Annotated in this window: 24 protein-coding genes; 17 read left to right on the top strand and 7 right to left on the bottom strand. The window is 70.4% G+C overall.

Annotated elements, in window-relative coordinates; all coding sequences use genetic code 11:
* Window positions 1–58 precede the first annotated feature (58 nt).
* Window positions 59–346: a hypothetical protein gene (locus AC6EUL_RS11285; protein WP_244480013.1), complete on the top strand. Its 288-nt coding sequence runs from the start codon at window positions 59–61 to the stop codon at window positions 344–346.
* 44 nt (window positions 347–390) lie between these two features.
* Here AC6EUL_RS11285 and AC6EUL_RS11280 read toward each other — a convergent pair whose 3' ends face one another.
* Entirely contained in the window at window positions 391–1,026 is a 636-nt protein-coding gene (locus AC6EUL_RS11280) for a glutathione S-transferase family protein (RefSeq protein WP_499870108.1), read from the bottom strand.
* A gap of 270 nt (window positions 1,027–1,296) precedes the next feature.
* Window positions 1,297–2,289 (bottom strand): agmatinase, encoded by a 993-nt coding sequence (gene speB / locus AC6EUL_RS11275; protein WP_499870106.1) that lies wholly within the window; start codon window positions 2,287–2,289, stop codon window positions 1,297–1,299.
* A gap of 238 nt (window positions 2,290–2,527) precedes the next feature.
* Between speB and rpsT the strand changes: the two genes are divergently transcribed.
* From rpsT to AC6EUL_RS11205, 14 genes are all read left to right on the top strand, one after another.
* Window positions 2,528–2,794 carry a 30S ribosomal protein S20 gene (rpsT, locus tag AC6EUL_RS11270; RefSeq protein WP_055951936.1) on the top strand — a complete coding sequence of 89 codons (267 nt, stop codon included), beginning with the start codon at window positions 2,528–2,530 and terminating at the stop codon, window positions 2,792–2,794.
* 540 nt (window positions 2,795–3,334) lie between these two features.
* Complete coding sequence (gene dnaA / locus AC6EUL_RS11265) at window positions 3,335–4,849, top strand: chromosomal replication initiator protein DnaA (RefSeq protein WP_056223003.1); 1,515 nt, start codon at window positions 3,335–3,337, stop codon at window positions 4,847–4,849.
* A 187-nt stretch (window positions 4,850–5,036) separates the two neighbouring features.
* Window positions 5,037–6,158 carry a DNA polymerase III subunit beta gene (gene dnaN / locus AC6EUL_RS11260; protein WP_056492886.1) on the top strand — a complete coding sequence of 374 codons (1,122 nt, stop codon included), beginning with the start codon at window positions 5,037–5,039 and terminating at the stop codon, window positions 6,156–6,158.
* Between the two features lie 60 nt (window positions 6,159–6,218).
* Window positions 6,219–7,346: a DNA replication/repair protein RecF gene (gene recF, locus AC6EUL_RS11255; protein ID WP_056492889.1), complete on the top strand. Its 1,128-nt coding sequence runs from the start codon at window positions 6,219–6,221 to the stop codon at window positions 7,344–7,346.
* Between the two features lie 14 nt (window positions 7,347–7,360).
* A complete protein-coding gene (locus tag AC6EUL_RS11250; RefSeq protein WP_499870102.1) occupies window positions 7,361–7,972 on the top strand; it encodes a LysE family translocator in 612 nt (203 codons plus the stop codon).
* Window positions 7,973–8,240: 268 nt separating this feature from the next.
* Window positions 8,241–10,091 carry a DNA helicase RecQ gene (recQ, locus tag AC6EUL_RS11245; RefSeq protein WP_499870100.1) on the top strand — a complete coding sequence of 617 codons (1,851 nt, stop codon included), beginning with the start codon at window positions 8,241–8,243 and terminating at the stop codon, window positions 10,089–10,091.
* Between the two features lie 172 nt (window positions 10,092–10,263).
* Entirely contained in the window at window positions 10,264–11,427 is a 1,164-nt protein-coding gene (locus tag AC6EUL_RS11240; protein ID WP_056222716.1) for a hypothetical protein, read from the top strand.
* 110 nt (window positions 11,428–11,537) lie between these two features.
* Complete coding sequence (purL, locus tag AC6EUL_RS11235) at window positions 11,538–13,763, top strand: phosphoribosylformylglycinamidine synthase subunit PurL (RefSeq protein ID WP_499870098.1); 2,226 nt, start codon at window positions 11,538–11,540, stop codon at window positions 13,761–13,763.
* A 33-nt stretch (window positions 13,764–13,796) separates the two neighbouring features.
* Window positions 13,797–14,033: a BolA/IbaG family iron-sulfur metabolism protein gene (locus tag AC6EUL_RS11230; RefSeq protein ID WP_056222722.1), complete on the top strand. Its 237-nt coding sequence runs from the start codon at window positions 13,797–13,799 to the stop codon at window positions 14,031–14,033.
* Window positions 14,034–14,055: 22 nt separating this feature from the next.
* Window positions 14,056–14,565: a DUF29 domain-containing protein gene (locus tag AC6EUL_RS11225; RefSeq protein WP_499870095.1), complete on the top strand. Its 510-nt coding sequence runs from the start codon at window positions 14,056–14,058 to the stop codon at window positions 14,563–14,565.
* Window positions 14,566–14,609: 44 nt separating this feature from the next.
* The gene (gene grxD / locus AC6EUL_RS11220) at window positions 14,610–14,951 is read left to right on the top strand and encodes a Grx4 family monothiol glutaredoxin (RefSeq protein WP_056222726.1); all 342 of its coding nucleotides are present in this window, start codon (window positions 14,610–14,612) and stop codon (window positions 14,949–14,951) included.
* 133 nt (window positions 14,952–15,084) lie between these two features.
* The gene (locus AC6EUL_RS11215; protein ID WP_499870094.1) at window positions 15,085–15,984 is read left to right on the top strand and encodes an NAD(P)/FAD-dependent oxidoreductase; all 900 of its coding nucleotides are present in this window, start codon (window positions 15,085–15,087) and stop codon (window positions 15,982–15,984) included.
* Window positions 15,985–16,050: 66 nt separating this feature from the next.
* Complete coding sequence (locus AC6EUL_RS11210; protein ID WP_499870093.1) at window positions 16,051–16,938, top strand: SMP-30/gluconolactonase/LRE family protein; 888 nt, start codon at window positions 16,051–16,053, stop codon at window positions 16,936–16,938.
* 168 nt (window positions 16,939–17,106) lie between these two features.
* A complete protein-coding gene (locus AC6EUL_RS11205; protein WP_056351245.1) occupies window positions 17,107–17,322 on the top strand; it encodes a hypothetical protein in 216 nt (71 codons plus the stop codon).
* A gap of 36 nt (window positions 17,323–17,358) precedes the next feature.
* Here AC6EUL_RS11205 and AC6EUL_RS11200 read toward each other — a convergent pair whose 3' ends face one another.
* Window positions 17,359–18,180, bottom strand: coding sequence for a hypothetical protein (locus tag AC6EUL_RS11200; protein WP_499870092.1), 822 nt, complete (start codon window positions 18,178–18,180; stop codon window positions 17,359–17,361).
* Window positions 18,181–18,266: 86 nt separating this feature from the next.
* Window positions 18,267–20,336 (bottom strand): M3 family metallopeptidase, encoded by a 2,070-nt coding sequence (locus AC6EUL_RS11195; protein WP_499870157.1) that lies wholly within the window; start codon window positions 20,334–20,336, stop codon window positions 18,267–18,269.
* Window positions 20,337–20,569: 233 nt separating this feature from the next.
* Between AC6EUL_RS11195 and AC6EUL_RS11190 the strand changes: the two genes are divergently transcribed.
* Both AC6EUL_RS11190 and AC6EUL_RS11185 read left to right on the top strand, forming a co-directional pair.
* Window positions 20,570–21,460, top strand: coding sequence for an extensin-like domain-containing protein (locus tag AC6EUL_RS11190; protein WP_499870091.1), 891 nt, complete (start codon window positions 20,570–20,572; stop codon window positions 21,458–21,460).
* Between the two features lie 70 nt (window positions 21,461–21,530).
* Window positions 21,531–22,832, top strand: coding sequence for a L,D-transpeptidase family protein (locus AC6EUL_RS11185; protein WP_499870090.1), 1,302 nt, complete (start codon window positions 21,531–21,533; stop codon window positions 22,830–22,832).
* Here the strand turns inward: AC6EUL_RS11185 and AC6EUL_RS11180 are convergent.
* From AC6EUL_RS11180 to AC6EUL_RS11170, 3 genes are read right to left on the bottom strand one after another with little or no spacing between them, the layout of a single operon-like run.
* Complete coding sequence (locus AC6EUL_RS11180; RefSeq protein WP_499870089.1) at window positions 22,819–23,556, bottom strand: ABC transporter permease; 738 nt, start codon at window positions 23,554–23,556, stop codon at window positions 22,819–22,821. The two genes, AC6EUL_RS11185 and AC6EUL_RS11180, sit on opposite strands and share 14 nt — an antisense overlap.
* Window positions 23,553–24,734 carry an ABC transporter permease subunit gene (locus AC6EUL_RS11175; protein ID WP_499870088.1) on the bottom strand — a complete coding sequence of 394 codons (1,182 nt, stop codon included), beginning with the start codon at window positions 24,732–24,734 and terminating at the stop codon, window positions 23,553–23,555. The genes AC6EUL_RS11180 and AC6EUL_RS11175 overlap by 4 nt, the downstream gene beginning before the upstream one ends.
* Window positions 24,731–25,624: a glycine betaine ABC transporter substrate-binding protein gene (locus tag AC6EUL_RS11170; RefSeq protein ID WP_499870087.1), complete on the bottom strand. Its 894-nt coding sequence runs from the start codon at window positions 25,622–25,624 to the stop codon at window positions 24,731–24,733. The genes AC6EUL_RS11175 and AC6EUL_RS11170 overlap by 4 nt, the downstream gene beginning before the upstream one ends.
* Window positions 25,625–25,938: the final 314 nt, after the last annotated feature.

Below are 25,938 nucleotides of genomic sequence, written 5' to 3'. Positions count from 1 at the left end.
CGCTTGATCCGGCTCGCCCGCGACCGGCCCCGATGGCCCGGTCGAACGAGGTGAGCCCATGACCTTCTCGAATGCCTTTCCACGCCTGCGCGTCGCCGTGGCGCCCGTGCGGACCCTCAGCTTCCGCCGCGCGGATGGCTCCAAGCTCGTGCGCGTCAAGGCGCGCCGGCCCAGGACACGGCGTTCCACGCCGGGCGACGCCAGCGTCGCGCTGATCATGGCCGTGATGATGACACTGGTGTTCGGCCCGGTGATCGGCGTTCACCTGATCGCCGCCTTCGCGGCGGACGTTCCCCCGCAGGAGATGGTGGCCCGGGGCAGCGGAGCGGCACTGCCGCCGGGCTGAGCGTCCGGCCGTATCCCTTCTCCTGCACGGGGGCGGCCCCTCGCTCAGGCCCGCGCCGCTTCCAGCTCCGCCGAGAGAGCGGCCTCGGCCGCCATGATCTTGCGGACCGCCGGACGGGCGTTGATGCGGGCGAGGTAGGCCATGATCGCGGGCTCTTCCGGCACCAGCTTGAAGCTCGTGGTCCAGCTGAGCGCGGCGCCCCACAGCACATCGGCGGCGGAGTGCCGGTCACCGAGGAGATAGGGGCCCGGCGTCAGGGCCTCGACTACCGTCCCCAGCACCGCGTCGAAGTCGCCGTAGGGCGACATCGCCCTGGGACCGGGCTCGCGCTGAAGTGCCCGGTCGACCACTGCCAGCTCGAAGGTCGAGCCATAGAAGACCATCCAGCGCAGGTACGGCCCGCGCAGCGGGTCGCCGATGGGCGGAGCGAGGCCCCGCTCGGGAAACAGGTCGGCCAGGTAGAGGTAGATCGCCGCCTGCTCGGTGATCAGCGCCTCGCCGTGGCGCAGGGCCGGCACCTTCCCCAGGGGATTGATCCGCAGGTACTCGGGCTCCCGCCCCCGTCCCGACGGCAGGTCCAGAACGTCCAGCGTGTGCGGCGCGGCGAGTTCCTCGAGCAGGATGCGCACGCCGGAGGATCGCGTCTGGGGGGCGTGGTAGAGCGTGAGATCGGGTTCCAAGCGGCAGACCTTCCGGGTGAATCGGTCGGCGCAGGCTCTGCGCCGGGACCGCTCAGGTCAACCGTTCGAACCAGTGTCCGATGCGGCGCCGGGCCCGGGAGGGTGCGGGTCTGCGCTCGCCTGAGGTCGCGCACGCCCGCTGTCAGACTAATATCCAGGCTTGCCCGCGTCCCATTCTCGTCGGTGAGCACCGATTCGGTTCGTTCCCGGCGATTCAGCGCGAGAGGGTTCTCGACCGGTCCGCCGGACATCCGTGTGTCGGCCGCTCGCTCAACCCGATCTGCGTGCCTCGACCGCCTCGGCGAGGAGACAGAGGATCTCGAAGGCAAGAGTCGCCCCCGCGAGCGCCGTCACACCGGAGGGATCAAGGGGCGGTGCGACCTCGACCACATCGGCACCCACGAGATCCAGGCCGCGCAACCCGCGCACGATCTGCAGTGCCTCGCGGGCCGTGAACCCGCCCATCTCAGGCGTGCCGGTGCCGGGGGCATAGGCGGGATCGAGGGCGTCGATGTCGAAGCTCAGGTAGGCCGGCAAGGGGCCGATCACGGCGCGGGCCTCGGCCAGGACCGCTGGCAGGCCGCGATCGATCACCGCCTCCATCGGCAGGATGCGTACGCCCTGGGCCAGGGCCCAGTCGAGCTCGTCCGCCGAATCAGTACTGCCGCGCAGGCCGATCTGCACCATCCGGCGGGGATCGAGGACGCCGTCCTCGATGGCGCGGCGGAACGGGGTGCCGTGGGTCAGGCGCGTGCCGTCGTACTGCGCGTCATCGGTGTCGCCGTGGGCATCGATGTGGATCAGGCCGACGGGACGCGCTCCTCCGAGGGCCCGGAGCACCGGGTAGGTGACGAAGTGGTCGCCCCCGACCGAGAGCGGAACGATCCGGGCATCCGCCAGGGGCCGGTAGAAGGCCTCGATGGCCCGGGCCGTGGCGGCCACGTCGACGGGATTGACGGGAACGTCGCCGAGATCGGCGCAGGCCGCGAGGTCGTAGGGTGCCACGCCGGTGGCCGCGTTCCGGGCGCGGGTGCCGGTGGAGGCCTCGCGCACGCCGCGCGGACCGAGCCGCGCGCCGGGCCGGTTGGTGGTCGCGCCGTCGAAGGGAATGCCGATGAGGCCGATATCGATTCGCCACGGAGCTTCGGACGGGTCGATCACGGGCAGGCGCATGAAACTGGCGAGCCCCGAGAATCGCGGGGTCGCCATGCCCGATTGGGGTCGATGCCGCGCGATCCGCGCCCGATCCGCCTCGCTCCGCATCCGCTCTCCTCTCGCGCTCGGGTGGCGCGTCGACAGCCCCCCTGGGCGCCGAACCGACGACGGCACGATGACGTTCCGTTGACGGATCGGCAACGCGTGGCTATAGAGCCCACATCGCCGACGGACGCGCACTCCGCGATCGTCGGCTTCGCCATTGCCCGAACAACCTGCACGCGATCCACCGACACTCAAGCCCGCGGGCCCGTCGCGATCGCCTCAAACGTGACGAGGATGCCCCATGGCCAACACCGTGTCGGCCAAGAAAATGACCCGCAAGATTGCGAAGCGCACCGCGGTCAACCGCTCGCGTCGCAGCCGTATGCGCACCTTCGTCCGCAAGGTCGAGGAGGCCATCGCCGCCGGTGATCAGTCCAACGCGCTGACCGCCCTCCGCGCCGCCGAGCCCGAGATCATGCGGGCCGCCCAGCACGGCATCGTGCACAAGAACAACGCCTCCCGGAAGGTCTCGCGCCTCGCCGCGCGGGTGAAGGCGCTCGCCGCCTGAGCCATCCTTCCAGCAGAGACGCGAAAAAGCCCGGCAGCGATGCCGGGCTTTTTTCGTTTCGGCTTCTGCGGCCCTTGCGCGGAGCACGCGCCCGCCGCGACCGAGACCATGCGAGACGACGCCCCTTACACGCCCGAATCGGGACAGATCCGGTGACACGGCGTTAACGCTAACTGGAATCTGTCTTGTTGCGACCCGTCGAGGGCGAGTGTAGCTTAACGATGTGTCACGATGAACCAACAAATACCCGGTTACGGCGAGTCCAAGGCGAATCGTACACAAGGTGGGAGCCTCGCCTGGACTCGGCACCCGAACCCCGCGTCGGAATTGCTGCAATTTTAGCTATCCCCGTAAGTCCCGTTGTTAGGAGAACCGTAGCTTATTGTTGATAGGCTTGCTTCATCGACAAAAGCCTTCCCGGAGGCAGTTGACTCTGGTCCGGCAATATGGGTCTCGCGAATGCCTCGCGGGGCGCAACGTCAGTCAAGTGTGCGTACGTACCGGTGGCGGCCCTCCGCTCTCGGGACGAGGAGAGCGATGATGCATGTCGACGGTAGCGTGTCCGGCAATGCCGAGATGGGCATGAGCGGCGTGAGCGGTCCCGATACGGTGGCTGCCTGGGCCCGGGTGAAGCGGCGCCTGCGGGCGGAATTGGGCGAGGATGTGTTCGCGAGCTGGTTCGCCCGCCTCGAACTGGTGGAGGTCCTGGACGGAACCGCCCGCCTCACGGTGCCCACCCGATTCCTCAAGAGCTGGATCGAATCCCACTACCTCGACCGGGTGCTGAACACCTTCCGCAGCGAGGTCGAGACCGTGTCGCGCCTCGACGTCTCGGTACGGGGTCCCTCCGCCGCGGCCCGCCCCGTTCCCAGCGTCCCGAAGACGGCGAGCAGCGCCGCGAGCCCCCTCGCCCGACTCCAGGCCGCCGGCTCGGCGATGCCGTCGCACGGGGACGGCCTGAACGTCTCCGAGGGCGAGTCGGCCCAGGCCCCGCGCGGCGAGGCCGGCGGCGACCTCAACGGCGCCCCCCTCGACAACCGCCTGACCTTCGCGAGCTTCGTCGTCGGCCGTTCGAACGCCCTGGCCCACGCCGCCGCCGAGCGCGTCGCCCGCCACGACGGCCAGGGTGCTCTCTACAACCCGCTCTACTTCCATGCCGGCGTCGGCCTGGGCAAGACCCACCTCCTCCACGGCATCGGCCATGCCGCCCGGGAATCCGGCCGCCGGGTGATCTACCTCACCGCCGACCGCTTCATGTACGGCTTCGTCAACGCGCTGAAGACCCAGAACGCGCTGGCCTTCAAGGAGCGCCTGCGCGCCATCGACCTCCTCATCCTCGACGACGTCCAGTTCATCCAGGGCAAGTCGATCCAGGCCGAGTTCGGCCACACCATCAACGCGTTGATCGATGCCGGCCGCCAGGTGGTCGTCGCCTCGGACCGTCCGCCCACCGAGCTCGAAGCCCTGGAGGAGCGCGTGCGCTCGCGCCTGGCCGGTGGACTCGTGGTGGAGATCGGCAGCCTCGACGAGCAGCTGCGCGCCTCGATCCTCTCGGCGCGCCTGGCCGCGGTGCAGGTCTCGCATCCGAACTTCGAGGTGTCTCCGACGGTGGCCACCTACGTCGCCCGGGCGATCACGGCCAATGGTCGCGATCTCGAAGGCGCCGTGAACCGGCTCCTGGCCCACGCCACCCTCACGGGCACGGCCGTGACCATGGAGACCGCCGAGACGGCGATCCGCGATCTCGTGAAGAACCGCGAGCCCAAGCGCATCAAGATCGAGGACATCCAGAAGCTGGTGGCCTCGCGCTACAACGTCTCGCGCTCCGACATCTTGTCCGAGCGGCGCACCGCCGCCGTGGTCAAGCCGCGCCAGATCGCGATGTACCTGTCGAAGGTGCTCACCCTGCGCTCGCTGCCCGAGATCGGCCGCCGCTTCGGCGGGCGCGACCACACCACCGTGCTGCACGCCGTGCGCAAGATCGACAAGCTGATCGGCGAGGACAACGTCCTGAACGACGAGGTCGAGCTCCTGAAGCGCATGCTGCAGGATTGAGCGCGCCGGGGTGTCGCGCCGTCATGCGACGCCCCGAAACATCCGCGGATAGCCGGCCTCTCGCACTTGCGTTCGCCCGGAGGCTTCGCCAAGTTCGACGGCCACGGTGCCAGGGCGCACGTGGAACCGGAGCGCTTCGATCGCGCCCGTTCCGGCGACGTCCGACGAGAGACCACGAGTTCAGACCATGAGAGTCACTGTCGAGCGTGCGGCCCTTCTTCGGTCGCTCGGCCACGTGCACCGCGTGGTGGAGCGCCGCAATACCATCCCGATCCTGTCCAACGTCCTCCTCCGCTGCGATGCGGGCAGCCTGGAGCTGCGGGCGACCGACCTCGACATCGAGGTGACGGAGACCATTCCGGCCGACGTGGTGGATGCCGGCGCCACCACGGTGCCCGCCCACGTCATCTACGACATCGTGCGCAAGCTGCCGGACGGCGCCCAGGTCTCACTCGAGACCAGCGGCGAGACCGGGCAGATGACCATCCGTTCGGGGCGTTCGCGCTTCTCGCTCGGCGCCCTGCCCGAGGGGGATTTCCCCGATCTCGCGGCCGGCGAGCTGCCGACCCGCTTCGTGATCGCGGCCTCCGATCTGAAGCGCCTGATCGAGAAGACGCAGTTCGCGATTTCGACGGAAGAGACGCGCTACTATCTCAACGGCATCTATCTCCACACCATCGAGGTCGAAGGGACCCTGCGCATGCGCGGCGTCGCCACCGACGGGCACCGCCTCGCCCGCGTCGAGATCGAGGCGCCCGAGGGCAGCCGCGACATGCCGGGGATCATCGTGCCCCGCAAGGCGGTGGCCGAGATCATCAAGCTGGTGGAGGATGGCGGCGAGAGCGTCGAGATCGACCTGTCGCCGGCCAAGATCCGCTTCAAGTTCGCCAGCGGTGTGGTGCTGATCTCGAAGCTGATCGACGGGACCTTCCCGGATTACCAGCGCGTGATCCCGTCAGGCAACGACAAGTTCCTCACTGTCGAGCGCGACGTCTTCGCCAAGGCCGTCGATCGCGTCTCGACGATCTCTTCGGAGCGCGGCCGGGCGGTGAAGCTCGCCGTGCAGGAGGGCCGCCTCGCCCTCTCGGTGAACAACCCCGATTCCGGCAGCGCCACCGAGGAACTCGACGTCGATTACGACGCCCCCGCCCTCGATATCGGCTTCAACGCCCGCTACCTCCTCGACATCACGAGTCAGCTCGAGGGCGACACCGCCCTCTTCAAGCTGGCCGATCCGGGCTCCCCGACCCTGATCCAGGACCGCGAGGGCGCCGCCGCCCTCTACGTGCTGATGCCGATGCGGGTGTGATCGCCGCTCGTGGCGTCGCGGTGCGAGACAGGCCGCGGGTGATCGGCTAAGGGCAGGCGGGTGCGTCTCACCCGTCTGATCTGCCGCGACTTCCGGAACCACGCCGACCTCGACCTCGCGGTCGACCGTCGCTTCGTCGCCCTGGTGGGCGAGAACGGGGCCGGCAAGACCAACCTTTTGGAAGCAATCTCGCTGTTCTCGCCGGGACGCGGCCTGCGCCGCGCCGACCTTTCGGCGATGCCGCGGACCGGCGGGCCGGGCGGCTTCGCCGTGTCCATGACCCTGGCGGGGGATGAGACCGAGCATCGGATCGGCACCGGCTACGAACCGCCCGGCCTCGACGGCCGCGCCGCCCGCCTGTGCCGGATCGACGGGGCCACCGCGCCCTCGCCCGTGGCCTTCTCGGAGTTCCTCCGGGTGGTCTGGCTGACCCCGGATCTCGATGGCCTGTTTCGCGGCCCGGCCGGTGACCGGCGCCGCTTTCTCGACCGCCTCGTCCTCGCGGTGGATGCGAGCCACGGCGCCCGCGTCAACGCGATGGAGCGCGCCCTGCGCTCGCGCAACCGCCTGCTCGACGAGCGGCCCAACGATGGCCAATGGCTCGACGCGATCGAGCGCGAGGTGGCCGAGCTCGGCGTCGCCGTGGCGCTGGCCCGGCGCGAGACTGCTGAGCGTCTGGATCGGCTCATCGCCGAGACCCGTGACGATGCCCAGCCCTTTCCCTGGGCCGGCCTGCGCCTGGAAGGCGACCTCGACGACCTCGTGGCGGTCTGGCCCGCGATCGAAGCCGAGGACCGCTTCCGCATGGCCCTTCGCCAGGGCCGCAGCCGCGACCGCGCCGCCGGCCGGACCCTGAGCGGACCGCAGACCAGCGACCTCGTGGTCCGCCACGGCCCGAAGGACGTGCCCGCCGCCACTGCCTCCACCGGCGAGCAGAAGGCACTCCTCATCGGCCTCGTCCTCGCCCATGCCCGCCTGGTCCAGGCCATGAGCGGCCTGGCGCCCGTGATCCTGCTCGACGAGGTCGCGGCCCATCTCGATCCGCGCCGGCGCGCCGGGCTCTTCGATGCCCTCGAAGCCCTGCAGGGGCAGGTCTGGATGACGGGGGCCGACCCGGCCCTGTTCGGCGAGCTGGACGGACGGGCCGATATGGTCAAGGTCGCGGACGGGCGGATCGCCCGGGATTGATCCGTGGCGGGACCATGCCTCTTTCCAGCCTTCTCCTCTTCGCGCTGATCTACGCCGGCGCCGTAGCCTCGCCGGGGCCTGGAATCGCCGCACTCGTTGCTCGCGTGATGACCTCGGGCACCCGCGGCATTCTCGGATTCGTCCTCGGGATGATCGTCGGCGACCTCACGTGGTTCACCATCGCCGCCTGCGGTTTTGCGCTCCTGGCCCAGGCCTTCGCACCCGTCTTCGTGGCCCTGAAGGCAGGCGGCGTCCTCTACCTCGTCTACTTGGCCTGGAAGACCTGGAACGCTCCGGTGGACACAACCGCTCCGGCTGCTTCGCCGCGCCAGGACGCCGTGCGCGCTTTCCTGGGCGGCCTCACGATGACCCTCGGCAATCCGAAGGTGATCCTATTCTTCCTCGCCCTCCTCCCCAGCGTCGTCGACCTTCCGCACCTTTCGACGCTTGGCCTCATGACGATGGCGGCGACCCTGGTTTCGGTGCTCGGGACGGTGCTGGGACTCTACGTTCTCGCGGCCGACCTCGCCCGCCGGGCCTTCACCTCACGGCGCGCCCGCCGCCGGATCAACCAGGGCTCCGCGACCGTCATGGCCGGCGCGGCGGCCGCCATTGCCCTGCGCTGACATCCGGCGAGGGCCGATGCGATGTCGGTCTGCGAAAAGTCGTTGCCGATGAACTCCTGTGCGAGGGCCCGGCGCACCGCTTCGGTCTGGCTCGTCTTGGCCAGGTGGCCACCTTCTCGGCGAGGCGATTGACCTCCTCGCTTCGGATGGTCAGAGGCATTATGCCGATCCCCGGATCGACGCGTCACCCGTGTAGACGCGTCGAGCGTCTTGCCGACACATCGGCGCCGCAAGCGGCCCGCCCGCTCACCATCAGGCCAGGATGCCCATGACAAGCCGCCTCGACGAGGCTCGCGCCGCGTTGAAGAACACCTTCGGCTACGACGATTTCCGGCCCGGCCAGGACGAGGTGATCGGCGCCGTCCTCGACGGGACCGACGTGTTCGCCGTGATGCCCACGGGCTCCGGCAAGTCGATGACCTACCAGTTGCCGGCGCTCGTCGAATCGTCGCTGACCGTCGTGGTCTCGCCGCTGATCGCCCTGATGCACGACCAGGTGCAGCAGATGCTCGGCTTCGGCGTGGCGGCCGCGACCCTGAACTCGTCCGTCGCCGAGGCGACCTCCCGCGAGACCTGGCGGCAGATCCGCTCCGGCGACCTGCGCTTGCTCTTCGTCTCGCCCGAGCGGCTGATGATGGAGGGGCTCATGGACGCCCTGCGGGGCGCCGGCGTGCGCCGGCTCGCCGTGGACGAGGCGCACTGCGTCTCGCAATGGGGTCACGACTTCCGTCCGGAATACCGGGACCTCGCCCGGGCCCGCGAGGCGCTGGGCAACGTCCAGACCGTGGCGCTCACCGCCACTGCCGACAAGGCGACCCGGGCCGACATCACCGAGCGGCTGTTCCCGGCGGGTCGCGAACTCAAGGCCTTCGTCCATTCCTTCGACCGGCCGAACATCCGCTTGACCTTCACGCCGAAGGACAACCCCACCCGCCAGATCGAGCGCTTCCTGCGCCACCGGCGCGCCGAGAGCGGAATCATCTACTGCTCGTCCCGCAAGCGGACCGAGCAACTGGCCGAGACCCTGGCCAAGGACGGCTTCAACGCCCTGCCCTACCATGCCGGCCTCGACCAGGGCACGCGCATGCGGAACCAGGACACCTTCCTGCAGGAGGACGGCGTGGTGATGACCGCCACGGTGGCCTTCGGCATGGGCATCAACAAGCCCGACGTGCGCTTCGTCTGCCATGCCGACATGCCCTCCAACGTCGAGGGCTACTACCAGGAGATCGGCCGCGCCGGCCGCGACGGCCTGCCCGCCGACACCCTGACCATCTACGGCCTGGACGACATGGCCCTGCGCCGCCGCCAGATCGACGAGAAGGACGTGCCGGACGAGCGCCGGCGCGTGGAGCGGCGCAAGCTGGAAGCCATGATCGCGCTCTGCGAAGGGGCCACCTGCCGGCGCCAGTCGCTGCTCGGCTATTTCGGCGAGGCGAGCGAACCCTGCGGGCGCTGCGACCTCTGCCGCAGCGGCGTCTCGTTGATCGACGCGACGGTGCCGGCCCAGAAGCTGCTCTCGGCCATCGTGCGCACCGGCCAGCGCTTCGGCGCCGCCTATGTCTGCGACGTGGTGCACGGGAAGGAATCCGACACGATCCGGCGTAACGGCCACGCGGCGTTGAAGACCTTCGGGGTCGGTGCCGACAAGCCCATCGCCGCCTGGCGCGCGATGCTGCGCCAGCTCTTCGCCGCCGGGGCCGTGACCGAGAACGGCGACGGGTTCGGCGGGCTCTCGCTCACCGACAAGGGCGAGGCGATCCTGTTCGGCCGCGAGGCCATCCAGATGCGGCCCGACCCCGAGCCGAAGGTGGCCGAGCCGCGCGACCGCAAGCGCGGGGCGGCCCGCGAGGACGCGAGCCTGGATCTCGATCCCGCCACCGAGGCCCTGTTCCAGCACCTGCGCGGCCTGCGCGCCACCATCGCCCGGGCCGAGGGCATCGCCGCCTTCATGGTCTTCCCCGACCGGACCCTGATCGAGATGGCGCGCACCAAGCCCGTCGACCTCTACGCCCTGCGCACGGTCCACGGCGTCGGCGAGCGCAAGCGCGAGGCCTACGGCGAGCGCTTCGTCGCGGCGGTAGCGGATTTCCTGTCCCACGCGCCGGCCACCCGGTAGGACGTGCGGTCGGGGCGCCCCGACGGCGCCCGGATGCGCTTTCGCACTCGTCTATCCGGATCGCCATCGTGTAGGGACGGGCGCGGCCAGCGGTCGCCAGCTTCGAATCGGACGGGTCCCCATCATCACGCCTTCAGAACCGCCCGCACCGGCTGCCCGTCAGGTCTTCTACATGCCGGGCTTCGATCCCCGCGAACCCGAGACCTATTGGGGTCTGTTCCGGCGGGAAGCCCGGCTCACGGCCGTCCGGCGCGGACTGGCGATCACGGTGGGCGATCCGGAGCGGAGCGCGGACGGGCTGGCCGTCGACTGGCGCGTGGATCTCGACGGACACACGACGCACTACACCCTCCTGCGTTGGGACGACATCGTCGCGGCCCGGTTCCCCCGCACCAACGGGCGCCGCCTGCTCGAGGTGCCGGCCCTGTGGTGGCGCCTGATCCGGTCGGGCTACGTCGCTCCCTTCCGGCGTGAGGCCCGGCGCTTCGCCCGGGTCATCGTCGGCGTCCACCTGATCTACCTGTTCCTCGTCGTCCTGAGCCTCGGCCTCGCGTCGGCTGCCGTCGCCCTGGTGCCTGGCCTGTCCGGGATCTGGGGGCTCCTGGCGGTGCCCGTGCTGGCCTACGGGCTCCTCGCGCTGCTCATGCGGGCGACCCGCGGCAAGCCGTTCTACGTGGCGCACCTCGTCGACGACACCGCCTTCACCCACGATCACGCCAGCGGCGCCGACACCCGGATGCGCGCCCGGCTCGACGCCTTCGCGTCGATCATCCGGGGCGCGGAGGGCCAGGCCTCCGAGATCGTGGTCATCGGCCATTCCTCGTCGAGCTTCCTCGGGCTCGAGGCGCTCGACCGGGTGCTCGTCGCCGATCCCGAATTCGGCCGGCGCGGCACGCCGGTCTCCTTCGTGAGCATCGGCAGCGTCATCCCGTGGATCACCCTCGATCCCCGCGCCACCGAGACCCGCGGCGCCCTCGCCCGGGTGGCGGCGAGCGACGCGATCCGCTGGCTCGACGTCCGGGCCAAGTGGGACTGGCTCTCGGTCCACCAGCGCAATCCGCTCAGCGCCTCGAAGCTTCCGGCGCCCCTGGCCCATCGCCCCGTCGAGATTCACGTCCGGATCGAGGATCTGATCGAGACGCGCATCATCGCCCGGCGCAAGTGGAACCTGTTCCGGATGCACTTCCAGCTGCTCATGTCGAGCCGCGACCCGGAGGCCTTCGACTACGTCGCCTTCGTGGCCGGCCCCGAACCCGTCCATGCGCTGATCCGGCGCTGGCGCGACGTGAAGGAGCAGCCCAAGGGGCGTTTCATCGCCGAAAGCCCGGAGGATTAGGGCCGCGGATCGCGCTCGCGCCACGATCGCGTGTTGCCACGGCGCGGCGTTCCGCTTTAGAGCCGTCACGCACGGCCGGACCCGGACGGGGGCGGTGCCGAGAGGGTCGCATGTTCCGCAACGATGTTCCGATCACCCCCGAACTGGTCCGCCAGCACGGCCTGACGCCGGACGAGTACGCGCGCTTCCGCGGCCTGATCGGGCGCGACCCGACCCTGACCGAGCTCGGCATCGTCTCGGCGATGTGGAACGAGCACTGCTCCTACAAGTCGTCCCGCAAGCACCTGCGCGGCCTGCCGACCTCGGCGCCCTGGGTGATCCAGGGCCCGGGTGAGAACGCCGGCGTGATCGACATCGGCGACGGGCTCGCCTGCGTCTTCAAGATGGAGAGCCACAACCACCCGAGCTTCATCGAGCCCTACCAGGGCGCGACGACCGGCGTCGGCGGCATCCTGCGCGACGTGTTCACCATGGGCGCGCGCCCGATCGCCGCCCTGAACGCCCTCCGCTTCGGCTCGCCGGATCATCCGCGCACCCGCCACCTCGTCTCCGGCGTCGTCGCGGGCATCGGCGGCTACGGCAATTCCTTCGGCGTGCCCACGGTGGGCGGCGCCATGGGCTTCCACCCGCGCTACGACGGCAACATCCTCGTCAACGCCATGGCGGTGGGCCTCGCCCGCACCGACGGCATCTTCTACGCGGCCGCCACCGGCGTGGGCAATCCGATCGTCTATCTCGGCTCGAAGACCGGCCGCGACGGCATCCACGGCGCCACCATGGCGTCGGCGGAGTTCGACGACGCCTCCGAGTCGAAGCGTCCCACGGTGCAGGTCGGCGACCCCTTCGCCGAGAAGCTGCTGCTGGAGGCCTGCCTCGAGCTGATGGCCTCGGGCGCCGTGATCGCGATCCAGGACATGGGGGCCGCCGGCCTCACCTGCTCGGCCGTCGAGATGGGCGCCAAGGGCGACCTCGGCGTCGAGCTCCACATCGAGAAGGTGCCGGCCCGCGAGGCCGGCATGACCGCCTACGAGATGATGCTCTCCGAGAGCCAGGAGCGGATGCTCATGGTGCTCAAGCCCGGCATGGAGGCCGAGGCCGAGGCGATCTTCGTGAAGTGGGGCCTCGACTTCGCGATCATCGGGCACACCACCGACACGCTGCGCTTCGTCGTGAAGCATGACGGCGTCGTCATGGCCGACCTGCCGATCAAGGAGCTCGGCGACGAGGCGCCCCTCTACGACCGGCCCCACATCGCCAACACGCACCAGCCGGTGCTCGCCGCCGCCGACGTGCCCGAGACCGTGGGCAGCGCCGAGGCTCTGAAGCGCCTGGTGGGCTCGCCCGACCTCTCGTCGAAGCGCTGGGTCTACGAGCAGTACGACCATTTCATCGGCGGCAACACCGTGCAGAAGCCGGGCGGCGACGCGGCCATCGTGCGGGTCGAGGACGGTCCGCGCGGTCTCGCCATGACCGCCGACGTCACCCCGCGCTACTGCGAGGCCGATCCGGTGGAGGGCGGCAAGCAGGCCGTGGCCGAGGCCTGGCGCAACATCACGGCGGTCGGCGGACGGCCGCTGGCCATCACCGACAACCTGAACTTCGGCAACCCGGAGAAGCCCGAGGTGATGGGCCAACTCGTCGGCTGCCTGAAGGGCATCGGCGAGGCCTGCAGGGCCCTCGACTTCCCCGTCGTCTCCGGCAACGTCTCGCTCTACAACGAGACCAACGGCGTCGGCATCCTGCCGACCCCCACCATCGGCGGCGTCGGCGTCCTCGACGACGTCACGCGCCACGCCACCCTCGACCTCAAGCGCGCCGGCGACGCCCTGGTGCTGATCGGCGAGACCGCCGGCTGGCTCGGCCAGTCTGTCTACCTCTCGGTGATCGCCGGGCGCGAGGAAGGGGCTCCGCCCCCGGTCGACCTCGCCATCGAACGCCGCAACGGCGACTTCGTGCGCGGGCTGATCACGTCGGGTCTCGTCGACACCGTCCACGACCTGTCCGACGGCGGCCTCGCCGTGGCGCTGGCCGAGATGGCGATGGCGGGCGGCATCGGCGCCGCCCTCCCCGAGGTGCCCCAGGGCCTGGCGACCCATGCCTACCTGTTCGGCGAGGACCAGGCCCGATACCTCCTGGCCGTCGACCCCGAGACCGCACCGGACCTGCTCTACAGCGCCTCGGCCCAGGGCATCCCGGCGGCCGTGATCGGCGTGACGGGCAACGACCATTTGACCCTGCCGCACGGCGAGACCATATCGGTGGCCACCTTGCGCGAGACCCACGAGGGCTGGCTGCCGGCCTACATGGCGAGCCAACCGGCGGGCGTCCCGGCCTGAAGCCCCCCTTTCCGACCGTCAGGAGCCAACCCGATGCCGATGGATGCGCGCGAGATCGAGGCGATGATCCGTGAGGCGTTGCCCGACGCCCGGATCGAGATCAAGGATCTGGCCGGCGACGGAGACCACTACGCCGCCACGGTCCTGTCCACGGCCTTCAAGGGCAAGACCCGCGTCGCGCAGCACCAGATGGTCTACGGCGCGCTGCAGGGCCGGATGGGGGGCGTGCTGCACGCTCTTGCGCTCACCACGGGCGTCCCGCAGGATTGAGGTCTCCCCGGAGGCGGACCGTATGGACCAGCCGAGCCTCTACGACGACGACATCGTGACCTGGGCCGAGCAGCAGGCCTCGACCCTGCGCGCTCTCGCGCGTCGGCCGGATCTGTCGAACATCCTGGATTGGGAGAACGTCGCCGAGGAGATCGAGAGCGTGGGTCGATCCCAGGTCCAGGCCGTGGAGAGCCTACTGGCACAGACTTTGGCGCATCTGCTGAAGCGGTTGTCCGCGCCGGACGCGGCAGCCCTCGACCACTGGTACCAGGAAGCCGGGACGCTCCAGATCACGGCGATGAATCGATACGAGCGCTCCATGCGGCAACGCCTGGACTGGGATAAGATCTGGTCGTCTGCGCAGTCCCTGGCGAAGTTGAGCCTGAGGCGCTACGGCGATACCTTGATTCCGAACCTACCGGCGCAATGCCCTCTCGGTCCGGACGAACTTCTCGTGCTTCCGTGTGATTGGGATGCGGCACTGCGGCGGATCGCAGGATCGACGGCCTTGAAATCCGCGCCGGAATCCTGAACTCAAGCGCGAGCTTCCACGACCCGAGACGAACGAGGACTCCCATGAGCGACGTCAACACCGCGATCGAGAACGAGATCAAGTCCCAGGACGTGGTCGTCTTCATGAAGGGCACGCCGCAGTTTCCGATGTGCGGTTTCTCGGGCCAGGTCGTGCAGATCCTCAATTACCTGGAAGTGCCGTTCAAGGGCGTCAACGTCCTCGACGATGCGGCGGTCCGGGACGGGATCAAGGCCTTCTCCAACTGGCCGACCATTCCGCAGATCTACGTGAAGGGCGAGTTCGTCGGCGGCTGCGACATCACCCGCGAGATGTTCCAATCGGGCGAGCTGCAGCAGTTCCTGTCCGAGAAGGGCATCCCCGTGAAGGCTCCGACCGCCGCCTGAGGCGTGCGTCGGCCCTGGGGAACGGAACGAGGGCGCGCGAGCGCCCTTTTTCCTGTTCCGGGGGGCTTTCACCGAACCTCCCCCCGTGTCCGACCGTTGATCTTCGGACAGGTCAGGCCGGGGAGCGGGCGATATGCGCGACGTCATCATCGTCGGCGGCGGCCCGGCGGGCCTCAACGCGGCGCTCATCCTCGGGCGCTGCCGCCGCGACGTGCTCCTCTGCGATGCCGGCCAGCCCCGCAACGCGGTCACACCGCGGAGCTGGGGGGTCTTCACCCGAGACGGCACGCCGCCCTTGGAGCTACGGGCCCGGGCCGAGGCCGATCTGGACCGCTATCCCACGGTGGAGCGCCGCGCGGTCGAGGTCACCCAGGCCCGGGGCTGCGACGAAGGTTTCTGCGTCACCCTGGCCGACGGCAGCCACGAGACGACGCGCAAGCTGGTGTTAGCGACGGGCCTGCATCAGGCCCTGCCCTCGGTGGAGGGCTTCGACCTCTACTGGGGCCATGGGGTCCATTCCTGCCCCTATTGCGACGGCTACGAGAATCGAGACCGGCCCCTCGTCGTCTATGCCTATGGCGAAGCGGCCAAGGGCATGGCCCTCGAGTTGACCGTCTGGAGCGACGACGTCACCCTCTGCACCGATGCGCAGCCGACCGTTCTCTCCGACCACGATCGCGCGCGTCTCGCCCACCACGGCGTCCGCATCGTCGAGACGCCGATCCGGCGCCTCGACGGCGACGGCCGCCAACCGCAGCGCCTCACCTTCGCGGACGGCACCAGTCTGCCCTGCCACGCGGTGTTTCTGATGACGATGCCGTGCGAGCCGTCCGACCTCATCACGCAGCTCGGCTGCGACCTGACCCGAAAGGGCGTGGTGCCGACGGGCGAGTACGAGACCACCAACGTGCCCGGCCTGTTCGTCGCCGGGGACGCCTCCCGCCGGGTGCAATTCGCCGTGGTCGCCGCCGCCGAGGGGGCCATGGCGGCCTTCGCGGTCAACACCGAGCTCCTGCGCGAAGACGTCGCCTGACCGACGTCGCCGGAGCGGAGTGCCGCTCCCCCGTTCAAGCCCCTGCCGAGCCCGGAGCCCGACCCGATGACCCTGCGCGTCCATCCGCACACGCCCCGCGTCGCCGTTCCCTGCCGCTGCGCACTCGGCGAGGAACCGACCTGGGACGCCCGCTCGGGCACGCTCAGCTGGGTCGACGTCGAGACACCGACAATCTGGCGCTACGACCCCGCGAGCGGGGCGACCCAGCGCTATCCGCAGGACGAGAAGCTCGGATTCGCGCTTCTCACGGAAGATCCCGGCACGGTGCTTGCCGGCTTCGAATCCGGTGTCGTGCGGCTTCACTTGGAGAGCGGCCGTCGGGATCCGCTGGTGGCGCCCGACGATCATCGCTCGGGCAACCGGCTCAACAGCGGCCATGTCGGACCGGACGGCGCCCTCTACTTCAGCACCATGGACGACGCCGAGGCGGAGCCCACCGGCACCTTCCACCGCTGGCACGGTGGGCGCCTCGATGCCTTCGGAGGGCGGGTCGCCGTGTCGAACGGACCGGTGATGACGGCCGACGGCAGCCGGATCTACACCGCGGATACCGCCGAAGGGGTGATCCGGGTCCATCCCATCGCGGAGGACCGCATCGGACCGCCCCGGCCCTTCGCGGCCTTCGAAGCCGATTGGGGCAAGCCGGACGGCCTGACGGTCGATGCCGCCGGGTATCTCTGGGTTTGCCATTACGGCGGATCGCGCATCACCCGCTTCGATCCGGAGGGGCAGATCGAGCGCGTGCTGCCGGTGCCCACCACGCTCGTCACCAAATGCGCCTTCGGCGGCCCGGATCTGACGACCCTGTTCATCACCACCGCCCTGCGCGGGCGCGACCCGGCCGACGACCCGCTGGCCGGCCACCTCCTCACCGTCGAGACCGACATCCGGGGCCTTCCCGCGGCGATCTACCGGGATGCGCGAACACTGTAATCAGGTGCGCTGCCGCACCGCGTTAACCTTCGGTCCGGCGCAGAGGTGAATTAACGGTAAATAATCGTGGGCTTTCGGAACTTATTGCCGCTGTCCCCATTATCTGCCAATGACGGGTCCTGAGGCTCCCTCCGGGGGCCCTTCAGGACCTCGGGTCCGGTGACCGCCATGCCAGTGTTCGAAGCCAAGAACCTCGATTCCGACTTCGAAGGCTTTGCCTTCCTGACCGCCATCCTGCATCCGTCGGCGGAAGCGCAGACGCGGGCACTGACCCACGGGCGCAACCGCGCCGCGCGGGGGTCGATGATCGCGGATCCCCTGACGATCGAGCCCCGCTTCCCCGTGCGGAACGCCGAGACCGAGATCGAGGCCCAGGCGTCCTGACCGCGGTTCGTCAGGCCGGCCGAACTCGGCCCGGCCTCACCACGCTTGCGGGGTGATGATGCCCTGCTTGGTGACGACGACCCAGCTCTTGCCCCGCCGTTCGATGCCCTCGATGCGTCCGACACCCGGAACGGTGTCGCCCGGGCCGACCTCCACGAGGCGGCGTTTGCGATCCTCCAGGACCGCCACCCCATCGTAGACCTCCCGCACCGCCCAGCCCTCGGCGGGTGACGGTTTCGGCTTGTCCGGAAGCGCGCCCGTCTCGGTGGGCTCGGGGGCGGCAGGTTTGGCGGCCTGGGGCGCGACGACGGGCGGCGGAGCCGGGGCCGCCGTGCGCTTCTCGATCTGCAGAGTGAGGGCGGCGAGGCGGGCGCTCTGGTCCTTCTCCGCCTGCTCGAGGCGGTCACCGGTGGCGGCGAGCTTCGTGGCGAGGCCCTGCTCCGCGCGGCCGAGGCGCTCGGCGAGATTCGTGTGGCGCGCCTTGGCCTCCTGGCGGCCGGCTTCCGCAATGTCCTGAAGTTGCGCGAGGCCCTTGGCCAGGCGCTCGACCTGCCGCTCGGATTCGGTGCGGCCGATCTCCATCTGGTGGCGGATCTGCGCCAGGGTCTCGCTGCCGTCCGCCCCGCGCGGGGCTGCGAGGCTCATCGCGCCGGCCCCCATGAGGGCACCGAGCCCGAGGCTTGCCGCGGCGATGGCGAGGAGACGCGGCTCGGGGCGGAGCTTCGCGGTCCAGGGGGCGCCGCCGGCGACGGGCGGCGCAGCGGCCTTCTCGGCCGAGGCGCGGGCGCCGAGGATCGCTTGCTTGAGCAGGGTGTCGGGCGAGGGGTCGGCCGATGCCGCGAGGGCCTTATCCGTCATGACCAATGCTTCCTGATGGGGCAGGAAGCATTGGTTAAGGCTGTTTCTTTACGAAACCGTTACCCTGTCTCCCGCGTGGCGGGTCGTCAGGCCGCCAGCCCCCGCTGGCGCAGGAGCGGGTCGATGCTCGGCAACCGCCCCCGGAAGGCGGTGTAGGCCTCGCTCGGATCACGCAGGTTGCCGGCCCCGTACACGTACTTGCGCAGCCGCGCCGCGGTCTCCGGATGGAAGATGTCCCCGGCCTCGCGGAAGGCGTCGAAGGCGTCGGCATCAAGCACCTCGGACCAGAGGTAGCTGTAGTAGCCGGCCGCGTAGCCGTCGCCCGAGAAGATATGCGCGAAATGCGGCGTCCGGTGCCGCATCGCGATCTCGGCCGGCATGGCGATGCGCTTGAGGGCGTCCGCCTCAAAGGCCGCCACGTCGAGCCCGTCCTCGCCGGCGCTCGACAGGTGCAGCGTCATGTCGACGATCGCCGAGGCGGTGTACTCGATGGTGGCGAAGCCCTGGTTGAAGGTCCGGGCCGCGAGCAGGCGCTTCAGCAGGTCCTCGGGCATCGGCTCACCGGTGCGGTAGTGCCGGGCGTGCTTGCGCAGCACCTCCGGCTGTTCGAGCCAATGCTCGTAGAGCTGCGACGGCAACTCGACGAAGTCGCCCGCCACCGCGGTTCCGGCGAGCAGCGGGTAGGTCACGTCGGAGAGGAGGCCGTGCAGGGCATGGCCGAACTCGTGGAACAGCGTCCGGGCATCGTCGAAGGACAGCAGCGTGGCCTCGCCGTCCGGCGCCTTGGCGAAATTCATCACGTTGACGATGATCGGCTTGATGTCGCCGTTGAGCCGCTCCTGCGACCGGAAGGCGCTCATCCAGGCGCCGCTGCGCTTCGTGGCGCGGGCGAAGTAGTCGCCGAGGAACAGGCCGACCTCGGATCCGTCCGCGTTGCGCACGGCCCAGGCGCGCACGTCCGGATGATACCGTGGCACGTCGGGCAATTCCGCGAAGCGCAGGCCGAAGAGGCGCTCGGCCGTGTCGAAGGCCGCCGCGATGACGCCGTCGAGGGGCAGGTACGGCTTGATCTCGCCCTCGTCGAGGTCGTGCTCGGCCCGGCGCAGCTTCTCGGCGTAGTGACGCCAGTCGTGCTTGGCGAGATCGAAGTTGTGGCCTTCCGCCTGGACCAGCGCCTGCAGCCGGTCCCGCTCGGTGGCGGCCTGGTAGTGCGCCGGCGTCCAGACGTTGCGCAGGAGGTCCATCGCCCGGTCGGGCGAGCCCGCCATCGTGTCCGAGAGCTTGAAATGGGCGAAGCTGTCGTAGCCGAGCAGTCGGGCCCGCTCGGCCCGCAGCGCGACGATCTCGGCAATGAGGCCGCGGTTGTCGGTGGCGCCGCCGCTCTCACCGCGGCGGGTCCAGGCGTCGTAGGCCTTCTCGCGCAGGTCCCGGCGCGTGGAGAAGACGAGGAACGGCTCGATCAGCGAGCGCGACAGGGTGATGACGTGGCCGTGCGCGCTGGCCCGCTCCCGGGCCGCCGCCGCCGCTGCCGCGCGTAGGAAGGGCGGCAGCCCGGCAAGATCGTCCTCGGTCTCCAGGGGCAGGGCGAAACTGCTCTCGTCGGCGAGCAGGTTCTGGCTGAAGCTGGTGCCGAGCTCGGCCATGCGGGCGGCGATCTCAGCCATCCGATCCTTGGCCTCGGGCGCCAGATCCGCACCCGAGCGGCGGAAGCGGGTCCGGTAGCGGTCGAGCACCCGGCGCTCCTCCGGTCCGAGTTGCTCGGCCCCGGGATCCACCGCGGAGATGCGGGCCCAGAGGGCGGCATCGAGGTAGATCGCACTGCCGTGGCGGGCCAGGCGCGGAGTGATGGTCCGCTCGACCGCCTGCAGCTCGGGGTTGGTGTGGCTTCCACTCAGGTTGAAGAACACCGAGGCGACGCGGTCGAGGTCGTGCCCCGCTCGCTCCAGAGCCGCGACCGTGTTGGCGAAGGTCGCCGGGGCGGTGTCGGCCGCGATGGCGTCGATCTCGGCCCGGTGGCTGGCCAGCGCCGCCTCGAAGGCCGGGAGATAATGGGCGGGCACGATGTGCTCGAACGGCGGCAGGCCGTGGGGCGTCGACCAGGCCGGGTCGGCGAAGGGGCCGATCCGCGCCGTGGCGGCGGTCGTCTCGTGAGCCATCTCCTGGGAAGCGTCGGGCGTGCCAGTGGTCATTCGCAGTCCTTCGTCCGGTTCATCGCGCGTCGCGCCGCAAGGTAAGCACCCAGGCGCGAAGCGCAAATGCGGGCCTACGCCCGCAAGCGACACGGCGTCGGTTTCGTCTCTGGGTTGACGCGGTAAAAGCCCCGCGCGGACCCGCAGCGCCTCCCGACCGTTACCGGCGGTCCGGGGCCCCGGACCAGATGGAAAACGAGATGCGTCACCGACCCGCCTGTCGCCTTGCCGGAGCCGCGATCCTCGTCCTCGCCGGCCAACTCGGCCTCACGCGCGACGGTTCGGCGCAGGAGAAAGGCGTGCCGTCGGATGCGACGGCGATCCCGATGCCGCCGCCGGCGCCCCCGCCGCGTCCAACCGAGCTCGCCCCACCGGCCCAGGTCGAAGCGCCGCGCCCACCCGAACGACCGGCGGAACTGTCGCCGCCGGCAGAGGCGGCAAAGGCGCGCGAGGCCGAACCGGTGAAGCCCGCGGACGGCGGGGAAGTGCCGGCACCGCCTCCGCGACCCGCCGAACTCTCGGCCCCCGCCCTGGCCATCACCGTGGCGCCCGTCGACGACGGCGCCTGCCGGCGTCGCCTGGAGCGCCTCGGCGCACGCTTCGAGCCTCTGCCGGCCATCACGAACGGTCAGTGCGGGGCAGCCAGGCCCCTGAAGGTCACGGCGCTGGCCGACGACCTTGCCCTGGCGCCGCCGGTGACCCTGGTCTGCGAAGCCGCCGAATCCCTCGCCCGCTGGGCGACGGAGGCGCAGGCGGCCGCCGAGCGCGACCTCGGCCAGCCGCTGAAAGGGCTGACGATCGGCACCTCCTACGAATGCCGGGGCCAGAACCACGATCCCGATGCCAAGCTCAGCGAACACAGCTTCGCCAACGGCATCGACGTGATGGGCTTCACCTTCGCCAACCGCCCGGCCCTCTCGGTGCTGGCCGCGCCGGAGGGAACGCCGGAGGCGACCTTCCTGTCCGCCGTACGCGGCCGGGCCTGCGCGTTCTTCCGCACGGTCCTCGGCCCGGGCTCGGATGCGGCCCACGCCAACCACCTCCATCTCGACGAGCGGCAGCGGAATGCCGGCCACCGCCTCTGTCAGTGAAGGGCGGAACGCCGGACGGCCCCGCGCGCTTACTCCCGCGCCATCAGGCGGATAGCGCGGGAGTTCTTCGGTGATCAGGTATCCTTCGACACGCATCGGCGGCGGTCTCGCCGCCCTCGCTCTGGTCGCCCTGGCGGGCGGCGCGCAGGCCGAGACGAAGGACAAGGCGGAGGGACCGGCGCTGACGCGCGAGGCGGTGGAATCCGCAGCCCTGGCGCCGACCGGGGACGCCGCGAAGGCCGACGCCCAGGGCGGCGAACCGAAGACGGGCGCGGCGAAGAGGACGGACAGGGCCGAGTCGAAGGGCGAGGCGGCCAAGCGCAGCGGGGCGAAGCGCCCGGAGCCGGCGCTCGTGAAGGCGCAGATCCTCCTCGACCGGGCCCATTTCTCGCCCGGCGCCATCGACGGCCGGGACGGCGACAACCTGCGCGGCGCCTTGGCGGCCTTCGCCTCCGCCAACGGCCTGAAGGCCCAAACGGAGATCGCGCCCGACCTCGCCGACACGCTTCAGGCGACGAGCCGTGATCCGGTGCTCACCGAGTATACCGTCACGGAGGCCGATGCGGCGGGGCCCTTCGTCGAGAAGATGCCGGCGAAGATGGAGGAGCAGGCCGATCTCGACGCGCTGGGCTATACAAGCCCCCGCGAGATGCTGGCCGAGCGCTTCCACATGGCCCCGGATCTCCTCGGCGCGCTCAACCCCGACGCGGATTTCGGCAAGGCCGGTACGGTGATCGTGGTCGCCGCGGTGAAGCCGCTGGAGACCGGCAAGGCGACGACGGAGGAGAAGGCCGCGAAGAAGCAGGCGCAGGAGGCCGGCAAGACGGAATCCGGCAAGACGGAATCCGGCAAGAGAGATTCCAGCGAGAGGGAGTCCAACAAGGATACCGGCAAGGCGACGGACACGAAGGGCTCGAACGCCCAGGCGGTCGATCCCGAGGCGCGCGACGCGAAGGACGTAACCCGCATCGAGGTCGACAAGGAGAGCCGCGCCGTGCGGGCCTTCGACCGGGACGGCAAACTCGTCGCGTTCTATCCGGCCTCGATCGGCAGCGAGGAGAAGCCGGCCCCGTCCGGCGAGGCGAAGGTCGAAGGCGTCGCCTACGCGCCGACCTACACCTACAATCCGAAGTACCAGTTCGCCGGCGTGAAGGCGAAGACCAAGTTCACCATCCCGCCCGGCCCCAACAATCCGGTCGGCGTGGTCTGGATCGACCTCTCGATCCCCTCCTACGGCATCCACGGCACACCGGAGCCGGAGAAGGTGGGCAAGACCGAATCCCACGGCTGCATCCGCCTGACGAACTGGGATGCGCGCGACCTCGCCAACCGCGTCGGCCGCGGCGCGCAGGTGGTGTTCAAGGACGAATAGCGCGCCACCCGCCGACGCCGACCAGCAGCGCGGCGTCGGCCAGGAACGCCAGGGCGGCCGTGGCGGCGGTGCCCTGGAGCATCGCCACGGTGTTCTGATTCTGCAGGCCCGACACGATGGGCGTGCCGAGGGTCGAGGCCCCCGCCAGGGCGCCGACGGCGGCGGTGGCGATGGCGAGCACCAGTGCGGTGCGCAGGGTCTCGACGATATCGGGGGCGGCCAGGGGCAGTTCGATCCGTACTAGGATCTGGAGCCGGGTCAGGCCGATCGCCCGTCCGGCCTCGCGGACCTCCGGTGCCACCCCCGCGACGGCGCCCGCCGTCCCCCGCAGGACCGGCATGATTCCGTAGGCGACGAGGGCGAGCAGCGTCGGGGGACCTCCGAAGCCGAGGATCGGCAGGGCGAGCGCGACCACGACCACCGGGGGCACCGCCTGCGCGGCCGCCGCGAGTCCATCGATCATCGGCCGCCAGGGTTCTGCGAAGCGGCGCGTGATCAGGATGCCGAGGCCGATCCCCAGGACGGCCACGAGGGTGAGGCCGGTTCCGGCCAGGGCGAGGTGCTTCCATGCCAGGTCGAGGAGGCGCTCCACCGACAGGGGACGCCGCGCCGGCTCCCCCAGGGCCTCGGTGATCCAGCTCGCCACCCTGGGATGACTGGCCACGGCGAGGCCGAGGCCCATGAGGGCGAAGCCGAGGGCCGCGGTTCGTCGCGACCGGCTCATGCGTGCCACCGCCGCCGCGCGGCGGCCTCAACTCGGCTGAGACCGCGCTCGGTCAGCAACGAGAGCACCACGACCGGGATCGCCCCGAGGAGGATCAGGTCGGGCGCGAACTGCGCCATCCCGTCGAAGACGATGCGGCCGAGGCCGCCGGCCCCGACAAGGGCGCCGAGGGTGGCGAGGCCGAGGCCCTGCACGGCCGCCACCCGCACGGCCCCGACGAGGATCGGCGCACCGATCGGCAGACGGACCCGCGCCAGCACCTGTCCCCGCGAGAGGCCGAGGGCCTCGGCAGCCTGCAGGGTGTCGTCGTCCGGCGCCCGCAGGGCCAGAGTCAGCCCGCGCCAGAGGGGCAGGGCCAGATAGGCGGCGATGGCGACGATGGCGGGGACGGGGCCCAGCGCCGAGAGACCAAGGTCCCGCAAGATCGGAACGGCGCGGAGGAGGCCCGACATCACGGCGACCATTCCCCCGAGGAGGGCCACGGCGGGCACGACTTGAATTCCGCCGAGGACCAGGGCCACCAGCCCCTGCGGGAGCAGCGACAGCCCGACCGCGAGGAGACCCGCGAGAATGAGGGACGCGCCCGCGAGGGCGAGATGCTCCGCGAGCGCCGCGTTCACCGTCTCGCGCCGCGCCGCGTACTCGACCGCGAGCGAGAGGGCATCGAAGGCGCCCGACCACCCGAGGACGACGAGCGCCAGGCCCAAGCCGAGGCCGATGGCGAGGCCGAAACCCGGTTTGCGAGACCGCCGAACCGCGAGGCCGAGGGCGCCAGCGAGGAGGAACAGGCCGAGCCAGGATCCCGATCCGAGACTGGCCCGCGCGGCCGGCGGGAGTCCGGCGAGGGACCGGGCAGCGCCGGCGCCGAGGCCCTGTCCGAAGGCCAGGATGGCCAGGAGAAGCAGAAGCGTGGCGAGCGCCGCCGCCGCTCGCTTTCGCGAGACCACGAGGGCGATGGCGAGGGCGCTCATTGCGAGAACCAGGGCACCGGTTGCGCCGAGCGCCTCCGAGCCGGTCCGTGGATCCCCGAGCGCGAGCCGGTTCCGCGCGATGGTGAGCACCGGCAGCCAAGTCAGGGCGAGCGCCAGGGCACCGAGCCAGGCGGTGCCGACGAGCAACGCGAGGACGCGCCCGATCCCGACCGTCCGCAGCGCGCTTTCCGATGTCCCCGCCGTCACGGCAGCAGCCCGTTCTCGGACAGGTAACGGGCTGCCACCGCTTCGGCCACGTCGCCGTCCACGGTGATGCGCGCGTTCAGCCGCCGCAGGGTCTCGGCGTCGAGGCGGGTGAACACGCGCGCCAGGGCGGGCGCGATCTCGGGGTGGCGGGCGAGGTCGGCCTGCCGGATCACCGGGGCCACCTCGTAGACGATCTGGGCATCCAGGGGATCGCTCATGACGACGAGGTCGAGCGCCGCGAGGGCCCCGTCGGTCCCGTAGACCATCCCGGCATTCACGCCGCTGATCCCCTGCGCGGCCGCTCGCGCCGTGACGGACGTGTCACCGCCGGGCAGGCTGATGATGCGATTCAAGGGCAGGGCGAAGCCATAGGCCGCCTCGAAGGCCGGCAGGGCCGCCGGACTCTCCACGAACTCGGTGGAGGCGGCGAGCCGAATGAGGCCGCGGCGGACCGCTCCGGCGAAGTCGGTCATCGTGGTCAGGCGCTCGCGCCGTGCCAGGTCCCCGTTGACGGCGATCAGCCACGTGTTGTTGGCCGGTGCCCGGGTCAGCCAGGCGAGGCCGCGCTCGGCGTCGCGCCGCCGGATCGTGTCGTACGCGCCCTGCGGCGACTTCCAGATCGGATCGGTCTCCGTGCCGGTGAAGAAGGCGCCGTTGCCGGTGTATTCAGGATAGATCGAGATCTCGCCGGACAGGAGGCTGTTGCGAACGATCAGGGTCGGCCCGAGTCCGAGCTTGCGCAGGACGGGCAAGTTCAGTTTTTCCAGAACCTGGGCGATCATGGCGCCGGTCAGCGCGCCCTCGGTATCGCTCTTCGAGGCGACCACGAGGGGAGACCCGGCCGTGGCCGAGCCGGGAGCCCGCACGCCGGAGAGCGCGAGCCAGGCCATCGCGGACCGTCGCGTCCAGTCTCGCACCCCGGACCGTCCCGTTAACATAGGTTGTTGGCATTCCAGGGGGGGCTGCCTACCGGTAGGAGTCGGTGGCGCAGAAATGTTTCAGACCGTAACATTGCTGCCCCGCAGACGGCCTTTGACGAGGTTCAGGTGCTTGACACGCCCCACGGAACGGGCGACGGCTCGCTCTGTGCCGGGCTGTTCAAAGGGCCTTGCCGGCTCGCTTAAGCCCTGCATCATTCGCATGTTGCGAGCCTGATTGCACACGGTGGGAGCGAACCCCTGAACACCTTCCGCGGAAGGCGTTC

The organism is Methylobacterium sp. 001424705 (genome assembly GCF_059816145.1).
This window is presented reverse-complemented; position numbering and strand designations above follow the sequence as displayed.